The organism is Mesorhizobium sp. M0028 (genome assembly GCF_040323855.1).
Taxonomy (GTDB): Bacteria; Pseudomonadota; Alphaproteobacteria; order Rhizobiales; family Rhizobiaceae; genus Mesorhizobium.
This window is the reverse complement of sequence record NZ_JAMYVG010000003.1, coordinates 361674-386988: the sequence shown is the minus strand read 5'-3', so window position 1 is coordinate 386988 and position 25315 is coordinate 361674. Positions and strand designations below refer to the sequence as shown.

Here is a 25315-nt window from a genome sequence, read left to right as displayed (position 1 = left end):
TCTTACCGCGAATGAAAGCCACGTCTCGGAACGGAAGGCAATGACCGCTCTCCCCCGACTTCACGCGGCTGGTTCGGCCTTGCCTGTTACCTTGAGCGCGAAGGCATAGGTGAACGCGATTTCCTCCAGCCTGGAAAACCGGCCGGAGGCGCCGGCGTGGCCTGAATCCATGTTGATCTTGAACAGAACCGGATTCCCCCCTGTCTTGCGGTCGCGCAACCGCGCCACCCATTTGGCCGGCTCCCAATAGGTGACGCGCGGGTCGGTCAGGCCGGCCAGCCCCAGGATCGGTGGATAGTCGAGTGCGGCGACATTGTCGTAGGGCGAGTAGGCGGCGATGGTCCGGTAATCCTCCGCCGAAGCGATCGGGTTGCCCCATTCCGGCCATTCCGGCGGCGTCAGCGGCAAGCTTGCGTCGAGCATGGTGGTGAGCACGTCGACGAAGGGAACCTCGGCGACGATGCCGCCGAAGCATTGCGGCGCCATGTTGGCGACCGCGCCCATCAGCATGCCGCCGGCCGAGCCGCCTTGCGCGACGATGCGGTCATGCTGCGTATAGCGTTCGGCGACGAGGTGGTGGGCGGCAGCGACAAAATCGGTGAACGTATTCATCTTGTTCGCCCGCTTGCCGTCGTCGTACCAGCCATAGCCCTTGTCCTTGCCGCCGCGGACATGGGCAATCGCGTAGACAAAGCCGCGGTCGACCAGCGAAAACAAATTGGTGTTGAACGCGGCGGGTACGGCTATGCCGTAAGATCCGTAGCCGTAAAGCAGGCAAGGCGCCGATCCGTCGAGCGGCGTGTCGCGGTGGTGGAGGAGCGAGATCGGCACCAGTTCGCCGTCGGCGGCAGGCGCCATCAGCCGGCGCGTGACATAGTGCTCCGGGTCATGGCCGGACGGCACTTCCTGGGTCTTGAGCAGCACGCGCTCGCGGGTGCGCATGTTGTAATCGAAGACCTGCGCCGGCGTCGTCATCGACGAATAGGAAAAGCGCATGATTTCGGTGTCGTATTCGTAGGAGCCGGACAGGCCGAGCGAGAAGGCTTCCTCGTCGAAGGAGATCAGGTGCTCTTCGCCGCTCTTGCGATCGCGCACGACGATGCGTGGCAGGCCTTCCTTGCGCTCCAGCCGGACCATGTGGTCCTTGAAGCCGATTACCGAAAGGATCAGCCGGCCCGCTTCGTGCGGCACCAGTTCCTGCCAGTTGGCGCGCACCGGATCATGGGCCGGCGCCGTCATGATCTTGAAGTCCTTGGCGCCGTCGGCATTTGTGAGGATGAAGAAGATGTCGCCGCCTTCCTCAAGGTCGTACTGCAAGCCGGTCTGGCGTGCCGCAACCAGCTTCGGCTCTGCGGACGGTTCGTTGGCGTTCATGATGCGATATTCCGAGGTCTCATGGTCGTTGATGCCGATCATGATCCACTCGTTGGAGCGTGTGCCGCCGACATCCATGAAGAAGCCCGGATCGGTTTCCTCGTAGATCAGCCGGTCGTTTTCAGGACTATCGCCAAGCGCATGGAACAGCACTTTGGAAGGACGGTGGTTGGGGTCGAGGCGGGTGTAGAAAAAACCGTCATTGCCGGCATCCCACACACCGCCGCCGCCGGTGTCGGGGACCCTGTCCGTCAGATCGTTGCCGCCGGCGAAATCGCGGACGCGCAGCGTGTAGAATTCGGAACCCTTGTCGTCGAAGGCCCAGAGCAGCTTGCGGTGGTCGTCCGAATGATCGACGCCGCCCAGGCGGAAATAGGGCTTGCCCTCGGCCTCGGCATCGCCGTCGAGCAAGATCTGCTTGTCGCCGCCGTCGCGCGCCGTGCGGAAATAACGCGGCTGCTGGCCGCCAAGCTTGAAGGAGGAGCCGTAGGCGTAAGGCCCGTCCTTCATCGGCACGGAAGAATCGTCTTCCTTGATGCGTCCCTTCATTTCCGCGAAAAGCTGTTTCTGCAGTTGGACCGTATCGGCCATCAGCGCCGCCTGGTAAGCATTCTCGGCTTCGAGGTGGGCGCGGATCTGGCCGTCGAGCAGCGACGGGTCCCTGAACATCTCTTGCCAATTCACGGCCCTCAGCCAGGCATAGTCGTCCGTCCGCGTCATGCCGTGATGCGTGTCGAAGATCGGCCGCTTCTCCGGCTGCGGCGGGGTGGCGGTCGGAAACACTGGAGTTCTGGTCATTGCGTCTCGCTGTGGAAGTTACTTGAATGGCGAATGAACACGCCGATCAGCGCGGGTTCAAGGGCTACGATCTATTGTCGTGGTGGCTCAAGAGGACGGGCTGGAGGAGAGGACAATGAATATTTTTTCTCGGACTGCCGCGGCCCTCGCCGTCGCTGCGATGACCCTGGCCAATGCCGGTCAATCTCATGCAACTGCCTTTGCGGCTTGGCAAGTGGCCAATGTGCCGTTCGGCGACACGCTCAATGTGCGCAAATATCCTTCAGGAACTTCGCAGAAGCAGGCCGCCTATCCCAACGGGACGGTTCTGCAGATGACCGGCAAATGCACCGGTGGGATAAACCTGCTCGACATGACCAGCCAAACCTACTGGCAGCAGAAACAGAAGATCCGCCATCGCTGGTGCGAAGTCTGGCACGATCCGGCACAGAGCGGCCAGTTCGTCACCGGCTGGGTCTACGGAAAATACATCACCCCGTTTCAGTGACGCAGCACGCCGCTCCGGCCGACGGCTCACGAGCAACAGTAACGCTTCGCAACCTATGATTTTACTGAATCCGCCGATCGGCCAGGCTGTAATGCTGCGGGCAGGATCAAGCATTGAGCTCTATTTACCTGCTGCCGTCTGTGTAATGGCTGCTTGCCGCGGCGTCAGTCGATGCTGGTCTGACCAGAAAAAACGGCAAAGTTACACTCTGCACGAAAGAGTGAAGCTGAATATGAAAGATTTGACTTGTATCGCTGAATAGAGCGCAAGAAGCGAATTGACTTACTTGACGCTCAGGCCCATTAAGATGGCGCGACGCGAATCGCGGAGGCTTTTTCCTGCACAAGTTCGCGCGATGCCCAACTATCGAAACGGGCGCAAACAGAAACAATTCTCGTTGGGGCCTGAACGCCATGGATATTACCGAAACACCTTCCAGAAACAGTGACGCGCTGATCGAGCTCACCGCCGATGTGGTGGCCGCCTATGTCAGCAACAATCCCGTGCCGGTCGGCGAATTGCCGAACCTCATCGCCGATGTCCATGCCGCTCTCGGGCGCGTCGGCGGGGCCGCCGAGCAGCCGCCTGCCGACAAGCAGAAGCCGGCGGTAAATCCGAAGCGTTCGGTGCATGACGACTACATCATCTGTCTCGAAGACGGCAAGAAGTTCAAGTCGCTCAAGCGTCACTTGATGACCCACTATGATCTGACGCCCGACCAGTATCGCGAAAAGTGGAACCTGGACCCGAGCTATCCGATGGTTGCGCCCAATTATGCGGCCGCCCGTTCGCAGCTCGCCAAGAAGATGGGTCTCGGTCGCAAGCGCAAGGGACGCTGACAAGCGGCTCTTCCGGTTTGACACTCAAGCGGCGCCTTCGGGCGCCGTTTTGTATTGGGGGGAGACCAAGCTCGGGCCGCCAGTTCTTCATACTGCTGGTAATTGCCGTCCGGTCAGGCGGTCTGCTTCAGCGCTGCCTCGGCGTCACGCTTGATACGCTTGACCATCGAGCGAAGACCATTGGCGCGCTGCGGCGACAGGTGCTCGTCAAGTCCGAGTGCCTTTAGCGTTGCCTCTGCGTCGGTCCTCTGGATTTCGCTGGCGGGCCGTCCCGAAAACAGCGCCAGCATGATGGCAACCAGGCCGCGCACGATATGGGCGTCGGAATCGCCCTTGAAGGTAATAACGGGATTGGCACCCTCGCCTTGCTCGGTGGTCAGCCAGACCTGGCTGACGCAGCCGGGCACCTTGTTGGCTTGTATGCGTTGCTCGTCGGGAAATGGCGGCAGCGCTTCACCCAGTTCAATCACATACCGATAGCGGTCTTCCCACTCGTCGAGCAGGGAAAAGTCGTCGCGGATGGTCTGGATCGTCGTGGTCATTTCCCCGGATATAGTCATCCGGCGCGGCCGCGTCACGGAAAAAGAGGAGAAACGCCGCAGGCGCCGAGAGCGGGGCGCCCTGCGGTTTAGCGATGGATTCGGCCGAAACAGTCTCAGTTCTTTGCCGGCAAGTGCACTTTCGCCGGCAAATCGACTTTCGCCGGCAAGACGATTTCCTCGGGCACGCTGCCGGTGGTCGTCACCGTATCGGGTTCAGCGGCCTTGTCGTCCAGCATGGCGGCCGCGATCTTGGCGGTCTCCTTTGCCCGGGCGGTGATGGTGTGCATTGCCGATTTGCCGGTCTCGCAGACGTCCGGCTTGCGCTCGCAGATGCCGGCGATGTCGCCGACGGCTTCGCGCGCGGCAAACAGCGCCTGGAGCGGCCCGACGCTTCCGCGGCCCGCATCATCGGAGCCGACACCCAGCGGCAGCGCCAGAAGCACCAGCGAAAACCAGAAAGCAGCTCTTATCAGAAAGCCCATCTGTCTGTCCTTTATGACGGTCATGCATCCGAACCGCACAACCCTTGTACCGCGATATTGGCACAGACGCGCAAAGGACGGCTTGTCCCGAAAGCAACAGTTTTCCTCAAATTTTAGGCAGATTCGAAACGAAGTGTTTTGAAATTCATTTGCCTCGAAAGGCACAGATTTTATTCAGCAAAGGGTAACCATCCAACCTGTTGTTTTTCCTGCTCGTTTTTTGACCCGGCGACAGTTTGATGCCCTCGGCCCAAGTCCAGGCGCGGGCGGTCCGGATAACGCTCCGTTTACTATGGCGGCAATTGCCCCGGTTTTTCGCCGCCGGTATCCCGATATTTGCAGCCGGCCGGGGGACGATCGGCCCAGCCTTATCCATTCCTTAAATGCTGGATGCGAGTTTCGGATCGACAAAAGCCACCTGCAAAGCAGGGCCGTTCACGACCGGGTGCGTTGAGTTGAGTGCGATCAAGGCCAGATACGCCGAGTTGCCGGGCGCGATAGCCGCCGGTTGCGAACGGATGGTTCATCCGTCCGTCCTCGGCCAGGACGACCGACGCCGCCACAGCCGGTTCATTGGCGTCATGCTGGCGGCTCCTTTCTTCAGCGCAGGTGCGGCGGTGACGCTGGTCACGTCGGGCATGGGCGCGGCCGTGACTGTGGCTGCGATCTTTGCCGCGTTCGGCCTTTGCTGGTTCGCCGCCCTGCTGGTGGCTGCATCGGGTAAGATCACTCTGGCCGGCCAACTAGCCTTGGTCGTGAGCAGTGTTGCCCTGGGTTCCCTTGTCGCTGCCGCCGGCGGTGTGGCCTCGCCGGTTGCCGTGCTTGCGGTGGCGCTGCCGTTTGAAGCCTGGTGGATCGGCCAGTCGCGCCGTGCCGTGATCTGGGGCGCCATATCGGCCCTTGTCGCAGTCTTGCTGCAGCCTTTCGCCGGTTCCGTCTTGCCGCTCGGCCAGACCGAAATCGCCGCATGGCACTGGCTGGTACCACTGGCCTGGGCGCTCACGCTCTTTCCGCGTGTCGCTCCACTTCGTGGCGCCGCCAACGCACAGCTCGATCCTGCCGGCAGCGACCGGCTCGAAGACCTGATCGACGCTGTCGTGCTGCGAATAGCGGCGCATGGCGAGGTTCTGGACGCCTCGACCAAGGCGCGCACCATGCTGAGGCTGCCGCCGGAGTTGCTTTTCGGCGCCGGGCTTTTCGATCGCATCCATCTGTCCGACCGCGTCCCGTATCTCAGCGCGCTGGCCGATATGCGCGATGGCGCTCTGTCGCGCCGGCTCGACCTTCGCGTCCGGCTGCCGCAGAACAGCGGCGTGACGGCCGACAATTACCGGCCGTTCTCGCTCGAGATGATGCGCGCGCCGGGGCAGGAGACTGTCTTCACGCTCGTTCTGCGCGAGAATGATGAACTGGCCGGACTGCGCCAGGAGCTTGCCGCCGCCAATGAAGCGGCTGCCTCGGCCGAGGTGGCGAAAGGACGCTTCCTTGCCGTCGTCAGCCACGAGCTGCGCACCCCGCTCAATGCCATCATCGGTTTTTCGGACATGCTGCTGCACGAGATGTTCGGCACCTTCAAGGATCCGCGCCAGAAGGAATATGTCGGCTTGGTACGGGATTCGGGCCAGCACCTGCTTGCCGTCGTCACCTCGATACTCGACGTATCGCGGATCGAATCGGGCGCCTATGCGACCGAACCGGAACCGTTCCGCTTCCGCGAAGCGGTCGAGATGTGCCAGTCGATGATGCGCCTGCAAGCCGAGGCAAAAGCCATTGATCTGCAGGCCCAGATCGCGCCGGACGCAGGTGAAATAAATGCCGACCGTCGCGCCGTGCAGCAGATCCTGATCAATCTCGTCTCCAACGCGATCAAGTTCACGCCCGAAGGCGGCAACGTCGTCATCGGCGCCAAGCGGATCGGCTCGCGGCTGCATTTCTGGGTCCGGGACACCGGCATTGGCATCGCCGAGGAAGATTTTGCCAATCTCGGCAAGCCGTTCATGCAGATACAGAACGACTATACCCGCCGGTTCGAAGGCACCGGGCTCGGGCTTTCGCTGGTGAAGGGGCTGGTGGCGCTGCACGACGGCACCATGTCGATCGAAAGCATGCCGGGCGAGGGCACCACGGTAACGATCAGCCTTCCCGTGAACGGCCCGACGGGCCACTCGGCGGAGAAGACCGGCGTGGTGCCGATGTCCGCGGCCAAAGCCAGAGCGGACGGTGGCAAAGGGGAGAGCAATGGGTCGCTCCGCAAAACAGCCTAAGGCGGTCAAACGCCGCGGCAATGCCTTCGAGCACGGAGCGATGGCTCTGGGCAGCCTGATCTCGCGCAATCCAGTTGTGGTCGGCGGCTCCACCGCATTCCTGGTGACGCTGTTCTACGTCTCGGCGAACGCTCTTTGGTACCAGCCCTTTCCGCACGCCGGCGCGTTTTTCGTCACCAGGAGCATCGAGCGCTTTCCCCGGGCGGACAGCGACGAGCCCGAAACCACCATCAACATCGTGCGTCCGGCGGCTGCGCCGATCAAGAGCGACCCGGTCGTCGAGCAGGTCCAGGGCATATTGAAGGATCTCGATTTCTATTCCGGCACCGTCGACGGCATTCCCGGACCGAATACGCGCAAGGCCATCCAGGCCTATCAGCAGAAGGTCGGATTGAATGCCTCCGGCGAGATCGACAGCATTCTGCTGGATCAACTGGGTGCCACGCCGACGACCGCGGCCGTGGTGCCGCATCCCGTGCCGCGGCCGGTCGAAACGGCCGCTGTTCCAGCCGCCATTCCAGCGTCCGCACCGGCAAATGCGGCGGCACCTGATCCCCGCATCGTCAAGATCCAGGCCGGACTGAAAGCTTTCGGCAATGACGACATGCAATTGGACGGCGTCGTCGGCGCACGCACCAAGGCCGCGATCAAGGAATTCCAGGCGCTTTTCGGCCTGCCCGAGACCGGCGAGCCCGACGAGATCGTCTACGTCAAGATGCGCGAGATCGGCCTGACCAACTGAGGGTCGTGACGGCCGCACGCCGGTCGCTCGGCAAAGACCGGTTACAGTCTTCCGGCCAATGCTGTAAGGACCGCCGCATGGCCAGGAATTCTCCATGCGGGTAACCACCGACCTGTGGGTATCGGCGCTGTTGCGTCGGGTTTTCAGCGCCGGCGGCTTTGCCGCCGTGGTCAAGCGCGGCGCGACGGAAGCCGGCGCGGTTTTCGTGCTGGCGCGGGGCAGGCTGGGGGAGATGGCGCTGTTCGGGCCGGCGCCGCAGACGAGCTACGATTCGGCCAGGCCGGACGACCGTTTCTTCAGCCTTCTCGGCGAGGGCGACGATGCCGCCATCTTCGACGCGCGGCTGGAGCGCGAGAAGAAATTCGATCCCGATATCTGGGTGGTCGAGGTCGAGGCGGGCGCCATTCCCGTTGAGGAGCTTATCTCGGTCAAGTTGCCGTAACTTTTCAGACGCGACGCGCCTTTGGGACAGCGGCAACATCGGCGCTGTTCGGCTTGCGCAGGTCGGCGTTTGCGGCGACGCGCCCGGGCTTGCGAACGATTTTCGACACGGTGTCGGCCTTCCAGCCGCGGAGCCTGTCCAACGCCGCGTCGCGGTGCAGCAGGCGGTAGCGGTCGAGGAAGATGCGGATCGCCTGCGGGTGCGGAAACTCGGTCGGATAGATGGTGGCCGTGATCAGGAACGCCTTGTCTTCGCTGAGGTCGAGCGCGCGCAAGGCGGCCAGCAGCGGTGTGTAATTTTGGCTCGTGGTGAGCGTCCGCGCCGTTGAAAAATCGACTTCGAGCGCATCGGCGAGCGCTGTCTGGAAGAATGCCGCATTGCCGGTCAGCGCGGTCTCGCGCAGCTTGACATAGGTTTGCGGCTCGACGAACGGACCGATAGCGGTGCCGCTCTCGGCGCGCATCATGGATCGCAACCGGCGGCGTACTGTTTCGGCGGCATCGGAAGCCTCTTGCCTGTTGGCATCGCTCGCAACCACTTCGGCGTTTTCGGACGCGGCTTTGGCGGTTGTTTCCGGCTGCTGTTGCGACCGCACCAGCGTCGGCCTTTCGAGCACTTTGATGAGATCCGCGATCGTTTGATTGAGATCCTTGCGGCGGGCAATGGCACGGGCATGCGGCAGCCCGTGGCGCCCGATCAGCGCGATGAGGTCGACGTCGCTGAGGGCACGCGAGCGGATGAGCAGCGGAGCGGCGATATCGACCCGCTCCTGGCAAAGCCGCCGCACCAGCGCGGCGGGTGCATATTCGCATTCGGAAAGGGCTGCCGCGACGTAGCGGCGCGATTCGACCGAGACATTGTCGAAAAGCGGCAGCGTCAGGTCTTCGAGCTGCGCGATCTCGCGGCGTGAAGGTCGGGTGAGCGAACAGAACGCCGACACCGCGGCGCGGAACAGCCTCTCGGCCTTTCCCGATTCAGCTCCTGCTGCGATTTGCCTGAAATCCGAAGCTGACACGAAGGATACGCCCGACACTCGACACGATCTGGACTGCGCTCTGCCGGGCTGTACCGGTTTCGCGTTTCCCAAGAACAAAGATCAATTTAGCGGCGATCCGTTAGCGCTCCGTTAACCTACTGCCTCCTTAATCGACTATGGAGGCGTTGCGTTGTGCTCCGGGGCAACCGAGAGGAATACGCGAACCATGGGCATGGTACTGTCTTTCGTGCCGCGAACGGCGGCAACCAATCGAGCACAACAAACCGCGGGAACGCCGGCGGCGGTGATCATCTTTCCCGGGGTCCGCTACGAGCAGCGGCCGCTGACCGGCGAGACGCGGCCGGTCGGCCCCGATAAGCCGGGACCTTCGGGGACATTGCCGGTACCGCATCACTGAGCATCGGAACTGGGTTAAAAATCCTGCAGTTCGCAGGAACTCTGTTCGAGAAACCGCGAGACGATCGGCTTCCAGCTGTCGTCGGGCACGAACGAGCGGATGACGAACATGCCTTCCGCTATCGGCGCTTCGACGAAGATCGCCCCTTGCAGTTCCGCGGGAAGATTCTTGCGGACCTCGATCATCTGCGCCGGCGTCAGCACCACGGTGTCGAGCACGCCTGCGGTCGCGCTGCGGTCGTTGAACGAGTAGATGTTGTGGCCGCCGCGGTCATAGACCGATATCGACCAGAACGGCACCTTTCCCGGCGCCTTGACCCGCACCATCCCCTCGGCAAGGTCGAAGCGGCAAGCCGCCGCATAAAACAGCGGATCGACCGATTTCACCACCGGCGCGCCGCCGGCTTCCGCGTCGAGCCTGGTCATCTTGTAGAGATCCGAAGCCATGGCCAATCGCGACCAGGCGTCGCGTTCGGAAAACTCGGGGACGAGCAGCAGCACGATGATGTGCACGATGCCGCCGCCAAGCAGGCCGAGCAGCACGGCATGCAGCAGGCTACGCATTGCAGCCGACCTTCTGGATCTGCGGCAGCGTGACGTCCGAGAGGCCGGTGCTGCTGGCGATCGGCGTGTCATAGAACGTGAGCACGAAGTACATCCCGCCGGCGCCGCTGGTCAGCAGCCAGTTGTCGGGCGCCGGGCGGCTGCCGACGGAAATGATCACCGAATTGTCGGCCTCGCGCAGCACTTGATAGGACTGCAGCGCAGCCAGCCTCGGCTTGCCGGTCTCGATCACGCCAAGCGACCGATCTGCGGCATAGAGGGTCCAGAACCGGGCGGTGGGAAAGCCGCCCGCAATCTTGTAGGCACATTGCCGCTTGAGTTGCTCGCCGCCGGAATCGCGCTCGGCGATGAAGGACAGTCCTTCCGCCTGTCCGAGCGCCAGCACGCCTTCGCGCGCCACGCGGGCCTTCGAATAAGGATCCGCCGTCGGCGTGCCGATATCGGGGAAGGCGGTCCATTGGCCGATCCTGATGGCGCCGACGCCGTCCTGCAGCTTCAGTGCATACCAGACGCTGCCGCCACCGCCGACGACGGCGATGGCAAGCGAAAGCAGTGTCAGGAAGGCATTCTTGAGCATGAGGAGCCGGGGAACCGAAGGCCGGGGACTGAAAGACTGTCGCTCGGGATATCGCGGTGCGGGGGCTTGTGGCAAGCGGCCCTGTGGAATTGACCGCTCAGAGCGCGGAGAGGGTCTCCGGTGCAGCGGGCGCGTCGAGCACGGGTGCCGCCTGGAACAGCTTGGTGAGTTCCTTCAGGGTCTGGGTGGTCCGGCTGGACAGCACCGGCGGACGCTCGGCGGCGGCATCGGCTGCTGCCTGTTCGGCGCTCTTCTTTTCCGCTTCCTCGGCCTTGGCAGCGATTTCGGCATCGACGAAGGGGTGATCGAGGCCAGGGATCGGTCTGAGGTCGATATTCTGGTGCGCATAGAGCATCAGGCGCTGCCACACCATGGCCGGCAGGGTGCCGCCGGTCATCTTGTTGGTCGCGGTGAAGTCGTCATTGCCAAGCCAGACGGCGGCCGTGTAGTTGCCGGTAAAGCCGACAAACCAGGCATCGCGGTAGGACTGGGTCGTGCCGGTCTTGCCGGCGACGACGATGTTTGGAAGGGCCGCGCGCCGGGCCGTACCGATCACCGGAACGGCGGCCAGCATGGTGTTCATGTATTTGAGCGCCTGCTCCGACAGCACCCGGTGCGGCGGCGGCGCATCCTTGGCGAAGTCGTAGACCACCTCGCCGGTGCGGGTGAAGAGTTGGCTGACGCCGTGCCGGGTTCCGGCAAAGCCGTTCTGGGCGAACACGCTGTAGCCCGTCGCCTGGTCCATCACGGTCATGCCCGACGTGCCGAGCACCATGGTCTTGTGTGATTCCAGCGGCGACTCGACGCCCATCGCCTCGGCCATCGCCTTGATCGGCTTGATGCCGAGATAATCCTTGGCCAGCCGCACCGGCACGGTGTTGATCGATTTGGCCATCGCCGTGATCAGCGTCACCTTGCCGGCCGACCCGCCATTGTAATTGTGGGGCGACCAACTGCCCCAGGAGATGGGTCCGCCGGAAACCACCGAATCCGGCGTGAAGCCATGCTCCATCGCCGTCGCATAGACATAGGGCTTGAACGAGGAGCCGGTCTGGCGAAGTGCCTTGGTGGCGCGGTTGAACTGGCTGGCGCCGTAGTCGCGGCCGCCGACGATCGCCCGGACCGCGCCGTTGGTCTCGATGACGACGATGGCGCCCTCGGTGACGTTGTATTCCTTGCCGAACTGGCGGAGGTGGAACTCCATCGATTCTTCGGCCGCCTTCTGGATGTTGGCGTCGAAGGTGGTGTGGGCGACAAGCGAGTGCGGGCCGCCTTTGGCGGCGATCTTCTTGACCTCTTCGAAGGCCCAATCGAGATAGTAGTCGGGGCTTTTCTGCTCGCCGCGATCAACGATTTCGGCCGGGTGTAATCTTGCCTGCAGCACCTGGCCTTCGGTCATGAAGCCGGAATCGACCAGGTTGGACAGCACGACATTGGCGCGCGCCCGGGCGGCGGGCAGGTTTATGTGCGGCGCATATTTGGTCGGTGCCTTGAACAGGCCGGCCAGCATCGCCGCCTCGGCAAGGTTCAGGTCCTTGACGCTCTTGCCGAAATAGAAATCTGCCGCCGCCTCGATGCCGAAGGTGCCGCCGCCCATATAGGCGCGGTCGAGGTAAAGCTGCAGGATTTCCTTCTTCGACAGATTGGCTTCGAGCCATAGCGACAGGAAGGCTTCCTTGATCTTGCGCTCGAATGTCCGCTCATTGGTCAAGAACAGGTTCTTGGCCAGCTGCTGGGTGATGCTCGAGCCGCCCTGGACGACGGAATTCGCCCGCACGTTCTCGAATATGGCCCGCGACAGGCCAAGCACGTCGATGCCGTAATGGTCGAAGAAGCGCCGGTCCTCGGTGGCCAGCACCGCCTTGATGACATGGTCGGGCATCTCGTCGACCGGCACCGAATCGCGCTGGATGATGCCGCGCTGGCCGATCTCGTTGCCGTAGCGGTCGAGGAAGGTGACGGCGAAATCGCCCTGCGTGCGCCAGTCGCCGGCGGTTATCTGAAAGGCCGGCAAGGCCAGCGCCAAAAGCACGACGATGCCGCCGGCACCGAGCGTAAACCCTTCACTCAACAGTTCGATCATGCCGCGGCGCCAGCCGCCGACGCGGAAACGCCGCGAGAAAATGGTCGCCGCTTCCCAGAACTGACGCGCCCTGAAGCCGATTTCGTAGACCGAGGAATCGATCCACGCATCCACCGCCAGCAGCCTTGCCGCGATCGGACCTCTTCTCTTGCGTGGTTCCAAAGGACTGGCCATTCCAGGATCCGGCTGCGGCGATGCCGCCAACTGAGAAACCGCATGCCGGCAATTTCAGGGCGGCGCGCCTTGCAAGACTATTCGTCCATTTTGGTGCTGCCGACAAGGGCGATGAAGGTAAGGGCGATGAAGATATAGCGGGCGGTTCGTCGAGGGGAAGACGACTCCCGCGAGGCGTCAGCGCAGGATGTTGGCTGCCCTGCGCGAGTAGGTGGTGCCGTCGAGTTGGGCTAGCATGAAGGTCGGCACGCGCCAGCGTCGGCAGCAGCGACGCCGACCGGATGCCGTTTGCCGTGCGGAATTCACCCGTTGCCGCTCCATTGCTCAACTTGGGCGGCTCAACCTGGGCGGCTCCACGATGGTCCAGTCGAGCCTGGATTGAACGATCAGGCTTTCCTTCACCTCGTGGTCCGCCACCTCATGGCGCAGAACCAACGGTACGATGACGCCGCCAAGTAGCGGCCCAGTTGCCGCCGCTCGGAGATAAGCTTGACCGCACCATGCAGGCACTGACGGCGCTTGTGCGTTCGGGCAAGAATCGCATTCAGCTGGCGCTGATCAGCGACGAGACGCGATAAGGGTCTGGTGCCGCGCTTGCGCGGGGTGCCGAGGATTGGCAATCGTCACATGGGACGCTTGTCCGCGATCTTTTTCGGGTCGCGGCCTATCGTGCCGGCGTCGGCTTTCCTGTGCTTGTCGGCAAGCCTGCGAATGCGATCGAAGCGGCTTTCCTCTGCCACTTTGGTCTTCGTGGCTGCATTTGGCTTCGGGACGAATGCGATCATGGATCGATCTCCTTGCCGATGGCGCGCGCCGGGGGAATATCCCCCGGCGGCTGTCTTTCAGGCTTGTTTCCGGCAGCGGCTGGTCAATAGCCCATGCCGCCGGGCGAAGCAGCGGCTTCCTTGGCTGAAACGTCTGTGATCATGGCCTCAGCAGTGATCAGTAGCGCCGCAATCGAGCCCGCGTCCTGCAGCGCCGTCCGCACCACCTTCGCGGGGTCGACGATGCCGGCCTTGATCATGTCGACATAGACCTCGTTCTGGGCATCGAAGCCCTGATTGTGGTCCTTGCTGTCGGCGAGTTTGCCGACGACAATCGAACCTTCGACGCCGGAATTCTCGGCGATCTGCCGGATCGGCGCTTCGAGCGCTCTCGACACGATCGAAATGCCCGCCGTTACATCGGCATTGGCTCCGGTCAGCCCGTTCAGCACAGCCTTGGCGCGCAGCAACGCGACGCCGCCGCCGGGAACGATGCCTTCCTCGACGGCCGCGCGGGTGGCGTTCAGCGCATCGTCGATGCGGTCCTTCTTTTCCTTGACCTCGGATTCGGTGGCGCCGCCGACGCGGATGACGGCAACGCCGCCCGCCAGCTTGGCGAGACGTTCCTGCAGCTTCTCCTTGTCGTAGTCGGAAGTGGTTTCCTCGATCTGCCCCTTGATCTGCTGGACGCGCGCCTGGATGGTGGCCTTCTCGCCGGCGCCGTCGATGATCGTGGTGGTGTCGTTCTCGATCAGCACGCGCTTGGCGCGGCCGAGCATGTCTATGGTGATGTTCTCCAGCTTGATGCCGAGATCCTCGGAAATCATCTGTCCGGCGGTGAGCACGGCGATGTCTTCCAGCATCGCCTTGCGGCGGTCACCGAAGCCAGGCGCCTTGACGGCCGCGACCTTGAGGCCGCCGCGCAGCTTGTTGACGACCAGCGTCGCCAGCGCTTCGCCCTCGACGTCCTCGGAGATGATCAACAGCGGCCTGCCGCTTTGCACCACGGCTTCGAGGATGGGCAGCAGCGCCTGCAGATTGCCGAGCTTCTTTTCGTGGATGAGCACGTAAGGGTCTTCCAGCTCGGCGCGCATCTTCTCGGCATTGGTGACGAAATAGGGCGAGAGATAGCCGCGGTCGAACTGCATGCCTTCGACGACGTCGAGTTCGGTTTCGGCGGTCTTGGCCTCCTCAACGGTGATGACGCCGTCATTGCCGACCTTGTCCATCGCCTTGGCGATCATGGCACCGACGCTGGTGTCGCCATTGGCGGCAATGGTGCCGACCTGCGCGATCTCGCCTGAGGACTTGACCTTCTTGGCTCGAGCCTGGATTTCCTTGACGACGGCGGTGACGGCAAGGTCGATGCCGCGCTTGAGGTCCATCGGGTTCATGCCGGCGGCAACGAATTTGGCGCCCTCGCGCAGGATGGAAGCGGCAAGCACCGTGGCGGTGGTGGTGCCGTCGCCGGCGAGGTCGTTGGTCTTCGAGGCCACTTCGCGCACCATCTGTGCGCCCATGTTCTCGAACTTGTCGGAAAGTTCGATTTCCTTGGCCACAGTCACCCCGTCCTTGGTGATGCGCGGCGCGCCATAGGCCTTGTCGATGATGACGTTGCGGCCCTTAGGGCCGAGCGTCACCTTGACGGCGTTGTTGAGGATTTCGACACCGCGCAGCATGCGGTCACGCGCGTCGGTGGAAAATTTGATTTCTTTGGCAGACATGATTTTTTCCAGTTCGGTTGGTTGTGGCAAGACGCTTGCAGCGCGCCTGAATCAAAGCTTGGAGCATCCTTTGCGCGCCCGGCAGGGCGCGCGGCATTCCAGTCAGGCGGCCTTCTTGGCAGCCACGGTTTTGTCGATGATGCCCATCTCGCTCTTCTCGATGATGCCCATGATGTCGGCCTCCTTCATGATCAGAAGGTCCTCGCCGTCTATCTTGACCTCGGTGCCGGACCATTTGCCGAACAGGATGAGGTCGCCGGCCTTGACGTCGAGCGCCATCAGCGCGCCGCTTTCGTCCCGCGCGCCCGGCCCGACGGCGATCACTTCGCCTTCCTGCGGTTTTTCCTTGGCATTGTCGGGGATGATGATGCCGCCCTTGGATTTGGTGTCGCTTTCGGCGCGCCGAATGACGACGCGATCGTGGAGTGGCCGGAATTTCATGGGGACTCTTTCTGGGGCCGGCTTAGGCGGCCGCCCCTCTCTATAGGCGCCTTGGCACTCGATTGATAGGAGTGCCAAAAAATATTCATGGGGTATGTCAAATATTGAATGAATTATTTTGCCCGGCTATCCCTTGGTGTTCGGGCATTGCCGAATATTAATGAAATTGAATTTCTGTCTTTGAACACCTATTTTATGGTGAAGTTCACATTCACGACTTTCGCTGCAAGGGAGATTTTACCGATGGCCGAAGGCAATCAGAACATCATGGAAAAAGCTCAGGCTCGCTTCATGGAAAATCAAAAGAAAACGGCGGAGCGGAACAAGGCAACTGCCGAATATCTCTCGGAGGCCAAGGCCAGGGCGATCAAAACGGCAAGACTGAGGGAATTGCGACTGGCCAAGGAAGAGGCGGATCGCGCGGCGGCAGCTCTGAATCCGGTCGCCCCAAAGAAGAAGCGGGCGGCGCGGACAGTCAAGCAGGCCGTATCCGCATCGACGGAGGCCAAATCATGAGCCTGACATTTCCCAATCCCAGCCGCAGCTACGACGAGGCAAGCAAACGCATCCGCTTCGTCGGCCATGACGGCATGTTCCAGATTTCCTTCTCTGTCGCAACCGATGCCATCTCCAAAGTGCAGCCGGGAACGGCGGCCTCGGAAGCTACCTATCTGGCGGCCTTCGACACGGCTTCCAGCTCGATCCACGATGTCGCCAGGAATGCCTATGCCCGCACCCGCAGGAGCATATATGTGCTGACTGCGGCCGATTTTCGCTAGATCCGTCGCGATCCGTCCACAAGACGCTTTCTCGGGGCTTCCGGTCCGCCTGCATCCGCCGCGATGTCACGACTGTTCAGCCGATCGACCATCGCGTGCGCATCGCACGTGTTCATGCCGACCATGGATTGCTGCTTGAGCTCGACAGGCTGGCCGGTGAAGACGTAGAAGACGGTCCAGCTGTGAGGACGTTCCATACGCAGCGCGTAGCGGTTTGCCATCTTGGCATCCTTTAGTTTCCGCCCGATCGATGAATGTCGCTCGGTCAGGCTTGGGCGACGAAGAATATTGCCGCCAGGATAAGCACCGTCCACAAAACGACGAACAGCTTCAGGGCCAGGCTACCGTGCGCCGAGAGCAGCTCCCGAGTGCGGTTGACCAAATTCTTGATGGTCATCGACATGGTCGGCGCCGCAATCGCGACCGGCCGCGCCCTGACCCCAAGCTTTCCGAAAACAGGCAGCAGCGATGGCTCGCGCACGAAAACGACCTCGAATGTTTGGAAACCAGAATCTTCATAGCATCGTTCTTCGAACGCCCTGCACGCCAAATGAATTCGCGTCACCCTCAAGGGCGTCCGTGACGCGAAAGGCCGCGGCGTCGCGGGTTCCAGTAGCAGGGCTTATTCCCGAGATCATGAAGGTTCATAATCCGTATGAGACGCGCTGATTCGCGCTTTGCCGGGATGCCGCCATGCAACGCAGCTACGCAGCAGGGAGGTCGACGCGACGGGCGAGGGGAAAGACAATGACCGCGCCACCCGTCGAATTGCAGAAGGCCATATTCGAGGCAGTGAATGGCGATCCCGATTTATCGGCGGCACTGGGCGACGCAAGATTGTTCGACCGTGCACCGGAAAATGTTGCGTTTCCCCACATGACCTTCGGCCGCACCAGCGTTTACGACTGGGCTACGGGCACGGAGAACAACGCCGAGCAGTTGCTGACGCTGCATGTCTGGTCGAAGTCCGAGGCCAGCAAGGAAACGCTCGACATCATGGACCTGGTCAGCGCCCGCTTGCGAGATGCGGCACTCTCGCTTGGCGAACATCGCCGCGCCTATCTCAAGCTCGAATTCGCCGAAGCCCGCTACGACGAGGACCTTTCGGCCCATCACGGGCTGCTGCGTTTCCGCGCCATGATCGAGGATGAGGGCTGACCGCCGGGCACTTTCCGTAAGAATCGGGCAATTTTGTTCTTGCTTTGTGCCGGCAGCTATGCTACTAATTTCACTATGGTGTTGATTGGCGCCAACAACCCGCCGCCGAGCGGGTTTTTTTGTTTCAGGTCGGTTCGCCTGAACCTGCCTTCGGTTGCCGGATCGATTGTCCCGGATCGATTGTCGAAGTCGGCGCACACCTGAAGCAATTGCCTTCTCCGCCAAATGATGCCGGTTGTCGGCGAAGGATCGGAGGGCTAGGTTAAACTTTGGCGATTTCGCGAGACGGGCGGCGAAATGGCAATCCGGTAATCTCGCGCTTCAGGGGTGTGGCGGGCATGCATTCGAGCGTTCACCGTTCATATCACGTTCAGCACCGGCGCGTTAGAACGCTGACCATGAACATCCTTCGCTCCCACTTCCGGACCGCGGCACTGGCGCTCTCAGCCGCCGGTCTGCTTGCGTCGCAGGCGATGGCGATCCCCGTTGTCGTGCCCGAGCAGCCCCAGCCGGTCGTCCTCGCCGCCTCCGACTGCTATGCGATCGGCCAGCAGGTGGCCGAGCAGAATGGCGGCACCCTGGCCAAGGCCTCGCAGTCGACACGCGGCGGCCAGCCGGTCTGCGTCATCGTCGTGCTGGTTCCGGGCAAAGAAGGGCAGCGTCCGCGTCGCTCGGAGATCGTCGTTCCGCTGAACTGAACCGTGCCGTTTCCCAGTCTGCCGGAATCGGCCTATATCTGAACAGCTTCAACAGGCCTCCCGCATGCGCGTACTCGTCGTCGAAGATGACAAGGATCTCAACCGGCAGATCGGCGACGCGCTGGTCGATGCCGGCTATGTCGTCGATCGTGCTTTCGACGGCGAGGAAGGGCACTTTCTCGGCGACACCGAGCCCTACGATGCCGTCGTGCTCGACATCGGCCTGCCGCAGATGGACGGCATCAGCGTGGTCGAGCGCTGGCGCCGTGGCGGCCGCAAGATGCCGGTGCTGATCCTGACGGCACGCGACCGCTGGAGCGACAAGGTTGCCGGTATCGACGCCGGCGCCGACGACTACGTCACCAAACCCTTCCACATCGAGGAAATCCTGGCCAGGGTGCGGGCCTTGATCCGGCGTGCCGCCGGGCATGCCTCGTCGGAGCTGACCTGCGGACCGCTGCGCCTCGACACCAAGGCCTCCAAGGCCGACGTCGATGGTGTTCCGCTGAAGCTGACCTCGCATGAATTCCGCCTGCTTGCCTATTTGATGCACCATATGGGCGACGTGGTGTCCCGGACCGAGCTGGTCGAGCATCTCTACGACCAGGATTTCGACCGCGATTCCAATACGATCGAGGTCTTCGTCGGACGGCTTCGCAAGAAGATGGGCATCGACATGATCGAAACCGTTCGCGGCATGGGCTACCGCATGCGTAAGCCGGAGGCGTAACGCGGAACCGCTGCCTACAAAACCCGCCGTCTCGAACACGCCGTCGCTGCGGTCATGGCCGCGTTCGCTGGCGTTTCGCGTCATCGCCTTTTCCACGGTCTGGGCGATCCTCACTCTGGTCGTCATCTTCACCTTGATCACCACGCTCTATCGCCAGGCCAGCGAGCGCGGTTTCGACAGCCTGCTCTCGGCGCATCTGTTCAACCTGATCGGCTCGGTCGGCGTTTCCGAAAGCGGCCAATTGACCGGCGCTCCCGACCTTGGCGATTTGAGGTTCTCGGAGCCGAATTCCGGCTGGTACTGGTCGGTCGAGCCCGCCTCGGAAGGCGTGCACGGCGATCTCCATTCGTCGTCGATGAGCAAGGCGATCCCGTCGCCAAGCGTTGCCGAGGTGCCATTCAATGCCAGCTTCCAGCGCAGTTATTCGGCGGACGGCATCGAAGGCGAGCAACTGGAGGTGTTCGAGAGCGAGTTCGTCCTCGATGCGAAAAACCGCGCCGCGCGCTTCCGTGTCATGGGCAACCAGACCGAGCTCGAGCAGGAAATCGCCACCTTCCAGCGGCGCCTTTTGACCTATCTGTCGCTGTTCGGCGTCGGCATGATCGCCATCAATGCAATCGCCATCCTGCTCGGCCTGCAGCCGCTGCGCCGGGTCAGGAATGCCCTTGCCATGGTGCGCGAAGGAACTGCGCAACGGCTCGACGGCCGCTTCCCGGCTGAGATCGAGCCGCTCGCCAACGAGACGAATGCGCTGATCGAGAACAACAGGCGTATCGTCGAGCGGTCGCGCACGCAGGTCGGCAACCTCGCGCACTCGCTGAAGACGCCGCTGGCCGTGCTGCTCAACGAGGGGCGGGCGCTGGGTGGCGCCAAGGGCCAGCTCATCGCCGAGCAGGCCGCTTCCATGCAGAAGCAGGTCGACCACTATCTGCAACGTGCCCGCGTTGCCGCGCAGCGCGACAGCGTCGTTTACCGCACGCCGGTGGCGCCGCTGGTCCAGCGCATGGTGCGCGTGCTGCAGAAGCTCAACCCGCGGACCGCGCTCTCGCTCTCGCTGCCGGCCACCGACATCGTCTTTGCCGGCGAACGTGAGGACCTTGAGGAGCTGCTCGGCAATCTGCTCGACAATGCGATGAAATGGGCAAGGAGCGCGGTCGCCGTTTCCGTCAAGCCCATCGCCGGCAGGGAAGGGGCGGCCAATCTGTTCGAGATAGCCATCGAGGATGACGGCCCCGGCATTCCCGAAGACAAGGCGCGCGAGGCATTGCAGCGCGGACGGCGTCTCGACGAGACAAAACCCGGCAGCGGGCTCGGACTTGCCATTGTCGCCGACCTTATCAACGAGTATGGAGGCGTTCTGGCGCTGGAACGATCCGTCATGGGTGGATTGAAGGCGGTGGTTCGATTGCGGAGCCTTCAGTAATGCTTTTCCGGGCGGCTGGCTGCGGCCAAATTTCCGATAAACATCGACATTATGGCCGCGCCAGCCTGCTGACAGCGCGGCGGTCCAGCTCAAGAAAGCCGGTATTGGCATGAAGATTCGCGTCGCGCTCGTTTCCGCCCTGCTCGCCGTCTCCGGCTGTACGACGCTCGGCAAGGGCCCAGCCGTTACGGTGACACCGGCCGCCACGCCTCCCAGTGGCGCCAAGGTCGCGACGACGATCATCGCCGCCATGGGCGGCGGCCTCGTCGGTGGCTCGATCGGCACCGGCTTGAGCGAGACCGAGAAGCGCAGCGCGCTCGAGGCGGAATACAAGGCGCTTGAATATACGGCGAGCGGCCAGAAGGTGGCGTGGAAGAGCGACAGTTCGGCCCATCGCGGCGAAGTTGTCGCCGCCCAGCCCTATCGCGTCGGCTCGCAGGACTGCCGGCAATACACCCATACGGTGTTTACCGGCGCTGCCGGCGCCACCGCGCGCGGAACCGCCTGTCGCAATGCCGACGGCAGCTGGACCCCGCTGACGTAGCTCGCCGGCCGTTGATACACCGATCCCGGTCCGGCACTATCGATCGGAGCGGTCCCGTCAAAGCGTCGCAGCACGCTTGTGTTGGCAGGGCAAGGGTCTCGTTCTATTGGAAGAGCCATGCTGTTCTGGGTCATAGCCGCAATCCTGACGCTGGGCGCAAGCCTGGCGGTGCTGCTGCCGTTGGCGGGCGAAACAAAGAACACGTCCGCTGCCGGCGATCACGACCTTGAAGTCTATCGCGACCAATTGGCCGAGCTTGACCGCGACGTGGCGCGTGGCCTGATCCGGCCAATGGAGGCCGAAGAGGCGCGCGCCGAGATCGCCCGCCGCATCCTTCGCCTGAGCAATGCCGGCCCGGCCGGCACGACGGCGACACAGCGGTCGACAAGGCTGGTGGCGACCGCTGCCGTGCTGGTGGTTCCGCTGGTTAGCTGGGGCCTTTACGGCCAGCTCGGCTCACCCGACCTGCCGTCGCAGCCGCTCAGCGAACGCCTGGCCAAGAACCCCGCCGACAGCTCGGTGGACGAGCTGGTGGCACGCGCCGAAGCGCACCTTGCGGCCAACCCGTCCGATGGCCGCGGCTGGGACGTGCTGGCGCCGGTCTATCTGCGCATGCAGCGATACGCCGATGCGGTAACCGCCTACCGCAATGCCATTCGCCTTGACGGCGACAGCGCCGCCCGTCAGGCCGGTCTTGGCGAGGCGATCGCCAATGCGGCCGGCGGCATTGTCTCAGCCGATGCGCAGGCAGCGTTCGAGGCGGCGTTGAAGCTCGATCCGGCCAACCCGAAGGCCACGTTCTATCTCGCCATGGCCATGGCACAGGAAGGCCGCATAGCTGAAGCCACGGCGGCCTGGCAAAAGATGCTCGCCGCCTTACCGCAAGGCTCGCCGTGGCGCGGCGCCGTCGAGCAGGCGCTCGCTGAATCCGCCGCCCGCAACGTCGCTTCGGAGGCGCCCGCGAAAGGGCCGAGCGCCGAAGATATCGATGCTGCCTCCTCGATGTCGCCGCAGGACCGGCAAGCCATGATCAGCACCATGGTTGCCGGCCTCGACGAAAAGCTTCGGCAAAATCCGCGCGACGAGGAAGGGTGGATGCAGCTCGTTCGTTCCTATGCCGTGCTGGGCAAGACAGATCAGGCGCGTGACGCACTCAATCGCGGTATCGCCGTCTTTGGCGCGGACAGCGACCAGGCCAGGAAATTCACCGCCTTTGCCGCCTCGCTCGGCGTGACGGCGACGGAGTAGACGATGACGCGCAAGCAGAAACGACTGTCGGTGATCGCTGCGGGGCTGGCCTTCCTCGGGGTTGCCACCGGGCTGACCTTCTATGCGCTCGGCCAGAAGGCCTCCTACTTCTACATGCCGGCCGATCTGGCCACCGCCAGCCTTCAGCCGGGCCAGCGTATCAGGCTCGGCGGCCTCGTCGAAAAAGGCACAGTAGAGCGTAGCCAGGGCGCCACCGTCGCCTTTTCGGTGACCGACAACCAGAAGGACGTCAAGGTTACCTATACCGGCATTCTTCCCGACCTTTTCCGGGAAGGGCAGGGCGTGATCACCGAAGGCTCGTTCGGCCCTGACGGAATCTTTGTCGCCGACAGCGTGCTCGCCAAGCATGATGAGACCTATATGCCCAAGGAAGTGGCCGACGGCCTCAAGGCCAAGGGCGTCTGGCAGGAGAGCAAGAGTGACTAGAGAGGTTCCGCAAAAGTGTTCCACGGTTTTGCGGCAAGAACCTGCGGCAAAACCTGGCGAGCGCGGCGACAATGGTTGAAACCGGACATTTCGCCCTGGTCCTGGCGTTTGCGCTGGCCCTGGTGCAGACGGTGGTGCCGCTGTTCGGTGCGCGCACCGGCAACCACAAGATGATGGCCGTCGGCGCACCCGCCGCGCTGACCGGCTTTGCCTTGACAGCGCTGTCCTTCGTGGCGCTGGCGACCGCGTATGCAGGCTCCGACTTTTCGGTGGAGAGCGTCTGGGAGAACTCGCATTCGCTGCAGCCGCTGATCTACAAGATCACCGGCACTTGGGGCAATCACGAAGGTTCGATGCTGCTCTGGGTGCTGATCCTGACCTTCTTCGGCGCGCTTGTCGCCGTCTTCGGCGGCAATCTTCCGGCGACGCTCCGGGCCAATGTGCTTGCGGTGCAGGGAGCGATCGGTGCTACTTTCTTGCTGTTCATCCTGACGACGTCGAACCCGTTCGTCAGGCTCAATCCGGCGCCCATCGAGGGCCGCGATCTCAATCCGATCCTGCAGGATCTCGGCCTCGCCATCCATCCGCCGCTGCTCTATCTCGGCTATGTCGGCTTTTCGATATGCTTTTCCTTCTCGGTCGCCGCCCTCATCGAGGGCCGCATCGACGCATCGTGGGCGCGCTGGGTGCGGCCGTGGACGCTGGTCGCCTGGATGTTCCTCACCGGCGGCATCGCCATGGGCTCCTACTGGGCCTACTACGAGCTCGGCTGGGGCGGCTTCTGGTTCTGGGATCCGGTCGAGAACGCGTCCTTCATGCCGTGGCTGGCGGGCACGGCGCTGCTGCATTCGGCGATTGTCATGGAAAAGCGCTCGGCGCTGAAGATCTGGACGCTGCTGCTGGCGATCCTGACCTTCTCGCTGTCGCTGCTCGGCACCTTCCTGGTGCGCTCCGGCGTGCTGACCTCAGTCCACGCCTTCGCCACCGATCCGACGCGCGGCGTTTTCATCCTCTGCATCCTGACGCTGTTCATTGGCGGCTCGCTGGCGCTGTTTGCCTTGCGCGCCTCCCGGCTGACGGCCGGCGGCCTGTTTCACCCGATCTCGCGCGAAGGCGCGCTGGTCCTCAACAATCTGTTCCTGACCACCGCCACCGCCACCGTGCTGGTCGGCACGCTCTACCCGCTCGTAGTCGAAGCGCTTTCGGCCGACAAGATTTCTGTCGGCGCGCCGTTCTTCAACCTGACATTCGGCCCGCTGATGGTGCCGCTGCTGGTCGTCGTGCCGTTCGGGCCACTGCTCGCCTGGAAGCGCGGCGACATTTTCGCGGTCGCCCAACGCCTGATGGCGGCTTTCGCGGCGGCGCTGCTCGCCGTGCTGGTGACCGCCCTGTTCATCGATGGCGCTTCGGTGTTGGCGGCACTCGGTGTCGGCCTTGCCTTCTGGCTGATCTGCGGCGCGTTCACCGATCTCGCCGTCAAATCCGGCTTCGGCACCGTCGCGCCCGCCACCGTGCTCAGGCGCTTCGCCGGCCTGCCGCGCTCGGTCTTCGGCACCGCGCTTGCGCATCTCGGCCTCGGCCTGACGACGCTCGGCATTGTCGGCACGCTTTGCTTCGGCACCGAAAAAATCCTGTCGATGCATGCCGGCGATACAGTCGAACTGTCCGGCCACACCCTGCGCTTCGAGGGGCTCTACCCGGCCCAGGGGCCTAACTACAGCGAGGATCGCGGCCGCTTCGCCCTGCTTGGCGCTGACGGCAGCATCGCTGGCGAGATCACCTCAGCCAAGCGCTCATACCCGGTGCGCCAGATGACAACGACCGAATCCGGCATCAGCACGATCGGCTTCAGCCAGCTCTATCTCTCGCTTGGCGACGAGGCCAGCGACGGCTCTGTAGTCGTTCGTCTGTGGTGGAAGCCGCTGGTGACGCTGATCTGGGGTGGCGGCCTGGTGATGATGGCGGGTGCGGCGATGTCGCTGCTCGACCGCCGCCTGCGTGTCGGCGCGCCGTCGTCCCGCAAGCCGGCGGGCGCCGTGCCATCGGCGAGCCCGCCATGAGCCAAAGGGTCACGCTGGCCTCGCTGGTCCTCTTGCTGGCGCTGTTGTTCGCCGGCGCCGCGCAGGCGGTCAAGCCCGACGAGGTGCTCGCCGACCCGGCGCTCGAGGCGAGGGCGCGCGCTTTGTCGGAAGGCTTGCGCTGCATGGTCTGCCAGAATCAGTCGATCGACGAGTCCGATGCCGACCTTGCCCGTGACCTGCGCATCCTTGTGCGCCAGCGCCTGGTCGCCGGCGATACCGACCGGCAGGTGATGGACTATGTCGTTTCGCGCTACGGCGAATTCGTGCTGCTGAAGCCACGCTTCAATCTGCGCAACGCCTTGCTCTGGGGGACGCCAGTTCTTCTGCTGCTCGTTGGCGGGACGTTCATCCTGCTGGCCGCCCGCTCGCGCCGCTCGACGGCGACCAATGCCCTGACCGCGGACGAGAAGGCGGCGCTGGACGCGATACTCCGCCGCGATTGATCCTAACATTACGAAAGTTTCATGTACCGGAAATGGCGCCGTAATGTGCGGTTCTCTATTTCCTTTGTCGAGGA

General features: G+C 63.0%; 29 protein-coding genes. 17 read left to right on the top strand and 12 right to left on the bottom strand.

The features are described 5' to 3' along the window. Positions 1-60: 60 nt before the first annotated feature. Positions 61-2172, bottom strand: coding sequence for a S9 family peptidase (locus NKJ93_RS09730; RefSeq protein ID WP_352588760.1), 2112 nt, complete (start codon positions 2170-2172; stop codon positions 61-63). Between the two features lie 115 nt (positions 2173-2287). Here NKJ93_RS09730 and NKJ93_RS09725 point away from each other — a divergent pair, with 115 nt between their 5' ends. Together NKJ93_RS09725 and NKJ93_RS09720 are read left to right on the top strand one after the other, a co-directional pair. After that, positions 2288-2659 (top strand): SH3 domain-containing protein, encoded by a 372-nt coding sequence (locus NKJ93_RS09725; protein WP_023718408.1) that lies wholly within the window; start codon positions 2288-2290, stop codon positions 2657-2659. Between the two features lie 413 nt (positions 2660-3072). Then, positions 3073-3498, top strand: a complete 426-nt coding sequence (locus tag NKJ93_RS09720; RefSeq protein WP_023677844.1) for a Ros/MucR family transcriptional regulator — start codon at positions 3073-3075, stop codon at positions 3496-3498. A gap of 113 nt (positions 3499-3611) precedes the next feature. Here NKJ93_RS09720 and NKJ93_RS09715 read toward each other — a convergent pair whose 3' ends face one another. Together NKJ93_RS09715 and NKJ93_RS09710 are read right to left on the bottom strand one after the other, a co-directional pair. After that, positions 3612-4040 carry a SufE family protein gene (locus NKJ93_RS09715; protein ID WP_023718407.1) on the bottom strand — a complete coding sequence of 143 codons (429 nt, stop codon included), beginning with the start codon at positions 4038-4040 and terminating at the stop codon, positions 3612-3614. Between the two features lie 113 nt (positions 4041-4153). Next, positions 4154-4522 carry a DUF5330 domain-containing protein gene (locus NKJ93_RS09710; protein WP_352494881.1) on the bottom strand — a complete coding sequence of 123 codons (369 nt, stop codon included), beginning with the start codon at positions 4520-4522 and terminating at the stop codon, positions 4154-4156. Positions 4523-5040: 518 nt separating this feature from the next. On the opposite strand from NKJ93_RS09710, the gene NKJ93_RS09705 reads away from it, so the two are divergent. The 3 genes from NKJ93_RS09705 to NKJ93_RS09695 all read left to right on the top strand — a co-directional run bounded on the left by NKJ93_RS09705 (position 5041) and on the right by NKJ93_RS09695 (position 7970). Continuing rightward, positions 5041-6786 (top strand): ATP-binding protein, encoded by a 1746-nt coding sequence (locus NKJ93_RS09705; RefSeq protein WP_352588876.1) that lies wholly within the window; start codon positions 5041-5043, stop codon positions 6784-6786. Continuing rightward, positions 6761-7528 carry a peptidoglycan-binding domain-containing protein gene (locus tag NKJ93_RS09700; RefSeq protein ID WP_023718404.1) on the top strand — a complete coding sequence of 256 codons (768 nt, stop codon included), beginning with the start codon at positions 6761-6763 and terminating at the stop codon, positions 7526-7528. Before NKJ93_RS09705 ends, NKJ93_RS09700 begins: the two co-directional genes overlap by 26 nt. Before the next feature lie 94 nt (positions 7529-7622). Further along, positions 7623-7970 carry a DUF1491 family protein gene (locus NKJ93_RS09695; protein ID WP_023718403.1) on the top strand — a complete coding sequence of 116 codons (348 nt, stop codon included), beginning with the start codon at positions 7623-7625 and terminating at the stop codon, positions 7968-7970. A 4-nt stretch (positions 7971-7974) separates the two neighbouring features. Here NKJ93_RS09695 and NKJ93_RS09690 read toward each other — a convergent pair whose 3' ends face one another. Further along, positions 7975-8985 carry a DUF2336 domain-containing protein gene (locus tag NKJ93_RS09690; RefSeq protein ID WP_023718402.1) on the bottom strand — a complete coding sequence of 337 codons (1011 nt, stop codon included), beginning with the start codon at positions 8983-8985 and terminating at the stop codon, positions 7975-7977. A 187-nt stretch (positions 8986-9172) separates the two neighbouring features. Here NKJ93_RS09690 and NKJ93_RS09685 point away from each other — a divergent pair, with 187 nt between their 5' ends. After that, complete coding sequence (locus NKJ93_RS09685; protein WP_031193791.1) at positions 9173-9364, top strand: hypothetical protein; 192 nt, start codon at positions 9173-9175, stop codon at positions 9362-9364. A gap of 14 nt (positions 9365-9378) precedes the next feature. Here the strand turns inward: NKJ93_RS09685 and NKJ93_RS09680 are convergent, their stop codons facing one another. From NKJ93_RS09680 to NKJ93_RS09655, 6 genes are all read right to left on the bottom strand, one after another. Further along, positions 9379-9927 carry a DUF1254 domain-containing protein gene (locus NKJ93_RS09680; protein ID WP_023718401.1) on the bottom strand — a complete coding sequence of 183 codons (549 nt, stop codon included), beginning with the start codon at positions 9925-9927 and terminating at the stop codon, positions 9379-9381. Continuing rightward, on the bottom strand, positions 9920-10504 hold the full coding sequence (locus NKJ93_RS09675; RefSeq protein ID WP_023718400.1) for a DUF1214 domain-containing protein: 585 nt from the start codon (positions 10502-10504) through the stop codon (positions 9920-9922). The genes NKJ93_RS09680 and NKJ93_RS09675 overlap by 8 nt, the downstream gene beginning before the upstream one ends. 97 nt (positions 10505-10601) lie before the next feature. Continuing rightward, the gene (locus tag NKJ93_RS09670; protein ID WP_023718399.1) at positions 10602-12761 is read right to left on the bottom strand and encodes a transglycosylase domain-containing protein; all 2160 of its coding nucleotides are present in this window, start codon (positions 12759-12761) and stop codon (positions 10602-10604) included. Between the two features lie 623 nt (positions 12762-13384). Further along, the gene (locus NKJ93_RS09665) at positions 13385-13546 is read right to left on the bottom strand and encodes a hypothetical protein (RefSeq protein ID WP_023718397.1); all 162 of its coding nucleotides are present in this window, start codon (positions 13544-13546) and stop codon (positions 13385-13387) included. Positions 13547-13629: 83 nt separating this feature from the next. After that, a complete protein-coding gene (gene groL / locus NKJ93_RS09660) occupies positions 13630-15249 on the bottom strand; it encodes a chaperonin GroEL (RefSeq protein WP_352588757.1) in 1620 nt (539 codons plus the stop codon). Positions 15250-15351: 102 nt separating this feature from the next. After that, positions 15352-15690: a co-chaperone GroES gene (locus NKJ93_RS09655; RefSeq protein WP_352588754.1), complete on the bottom strand. Its 339-nt coding sequence runs from the start codon at positions 15688-15690 to the stop codon at positions 15352-15354. A gap of 243 nt (positions 15691-15933) precedes the next feature. Here NKJ93_RS09655 and NKJ93_RS09650 point away from each other — a divergent pair, with 243 nt between their 5' ends. Both NKJ93_RS09650 and NKJ93_RS09645 read left to right on the top strand, forming a co-directional pair. Then, entirely contained in the window at positions 15934-16206 is a 273-nt protein-coding gene (locus NKJ93_RS09650) for a hypothetical protein (protein ID WP_023718395.1), read from the top strand. Then, complete coding sequence (locus tag NKJ93_RS09645; protein WP_023718394.1) at positions 16203-16469, top strand: DUF1488 family protein; 267 nt, start codon at positions 16203-16205, stop codon at positions 16467-16469. Before NKJ93_RS09650 ends, NKJ93_RS09645 begins: the two co-directional genes overlap by 4 nt. On the opposite strand, the gene NKJ93_RS09640 is transcribed toward NKJ93_RS09645, so the two are convergent. Both NKJ93_RS09640 and NKJ93_RS09635 read right to left on the bottom strand, forming a co-directional pair. After that, positions 16466-16690 (bottom strand): hypothetical protein, encoded by a 225-nt coding sequence (locus NKJ93_RS09640; protein ID WP_031193831.1) that lies wholly within the window; start codon positions 16688-16690, stop codon positions 16466-16468. The two genes, NKJ93_RS09645 and NKJ93_RS09640, sit on opposite strands and share 4 nt — an antisense overlap. A 44-nt stretch (positions 16691-16734) precedes the next feature. Further along, complete coding sequence (locus NKJ93_RS09635) at positions 16735-16950, bottom strand: hypothetical protein (protein WP_352588751.1); 216 nt, start codon at positions 16948-16950, stop codon at positions 16735-16737. Positions 16951-17216: 266 nt separating this feature from the next. Here NKJ93_RS09635 and NKJ93_RS09630 point away from each other — a divergent pair, with 266 nt between their 5' ends. The 9 genes from NKJ93_RS09630 (at position 17217) to NKJ93_RS09590 (ending at position 25241) form a co-directional block, all read left to right on the top strand. After that, positions 17217-17627 (top strand): DUF3168 domain-containing protein, encoded by a 411-nt coding sequence (locus tag NKJ93_RS09630; RefSeq protein ID WP_023718393.1) that lies wholly within the window; start codon positions 17217-17219, stop codon positions 17625-17627. A 398-nt stretch (positions 17628-18025) separates the two neighbouring features. Then, positions 18026-18325, top strand: a complete 300-nt coding sequence (locus NKJ93_RS09625) for a hypothetical protein (protein ID WP_352588748.1) — start codon at positions 18026-18028, stop codon at positions 18323-18325. A gap of 64 nt (positions 18326-18389) precedes the next feature. After that, positions 18390-19055 (top strand): response regulator transcription factor, encoded by a 666-nt coding sequence (locus NKJ93_RS09620; RefSeq protein WP_352588745.1) that lies wholly within the window; start codon positions 18390-18392, stop codon positions 19053-19055. Positions 19056-19065: 10 nt separating this feature from the next. Continuing rightward, positions 19066-20478: an ATP-binding protein gene (locus tag NKJ93_RS09615; protein ID WP_352494883.1), complete on the top strand. Its 1413-nt coding sequence runs from the start codon at positions 19066-19068 to the stop codon at positions 20476-20478. A gap of 109 nt (positions 20479-20587) precedes the next feature. Further along, the gene (locus tag NKJ93_RS09610) at positions 20588-21022 is read left to right on the top strand and encodes an RT0821/Lpp0805 family surface protein (RefSeq protein ID WP_023718388.1); all 435 of its coding nucleotides are present in this window, start codon (positions 20588-20590) and stop codon (positions 21020-21022) included. A 117-nt stretch (positions 21023-21139) separates the two neighbouring features. Further along, positions 21140-22270, top strand: coding sequence for a c-type cytochrome biogenesis protein CcmI (gene ccmI, locus NKJ93_RS09605; protein ID WP_352588743.1), 1131 nt, complete (start codon positions 21140-21142; stop codon positions 22268-22270). 3 nt (positions 22271-22273) lie between these two features. Further along, entirely contained in the window at positions 22274-22717 is a 444-nt protein-coding gene (gene ccmE / locus NKJ93_RS09600; RefSeq protein ID WP_023718386.1) for a cytochrome c maturation protein CcmE, read from the top strand. A gap of 71 nt (positions 22718-22788) precedes the next feature. Then, positions 22789-24777: a heme lyase CcmF/NrfE family subunit gene (locus tag NKJ93_RS09595; RefSeq protein ID WP_023718385.1), complete on the top strand. Its 1989-nt coding sequence runs from the start codon at positions 22789-22791 to the stop codon at positions 24775-24777. Continuing rightward, the gene (locus tag NKJ93_RS09590; RefSeq protein WP_352588740.1) at positions 24774-25241 is read left to right on the top strand and encodes a cytochrome c-type biogenesis protein; all 468 of its coding nucleotides are present in this window, start codon (positions 24774-24776) and stop codon (positions 25239-25241) included. Before NKJ93_RS09595 ends, NKJ93_RS09590 begins: the two co-directional genes overlap by 4 nt. Positions 25242-25315: the final 74 nt, after the last annotated feature.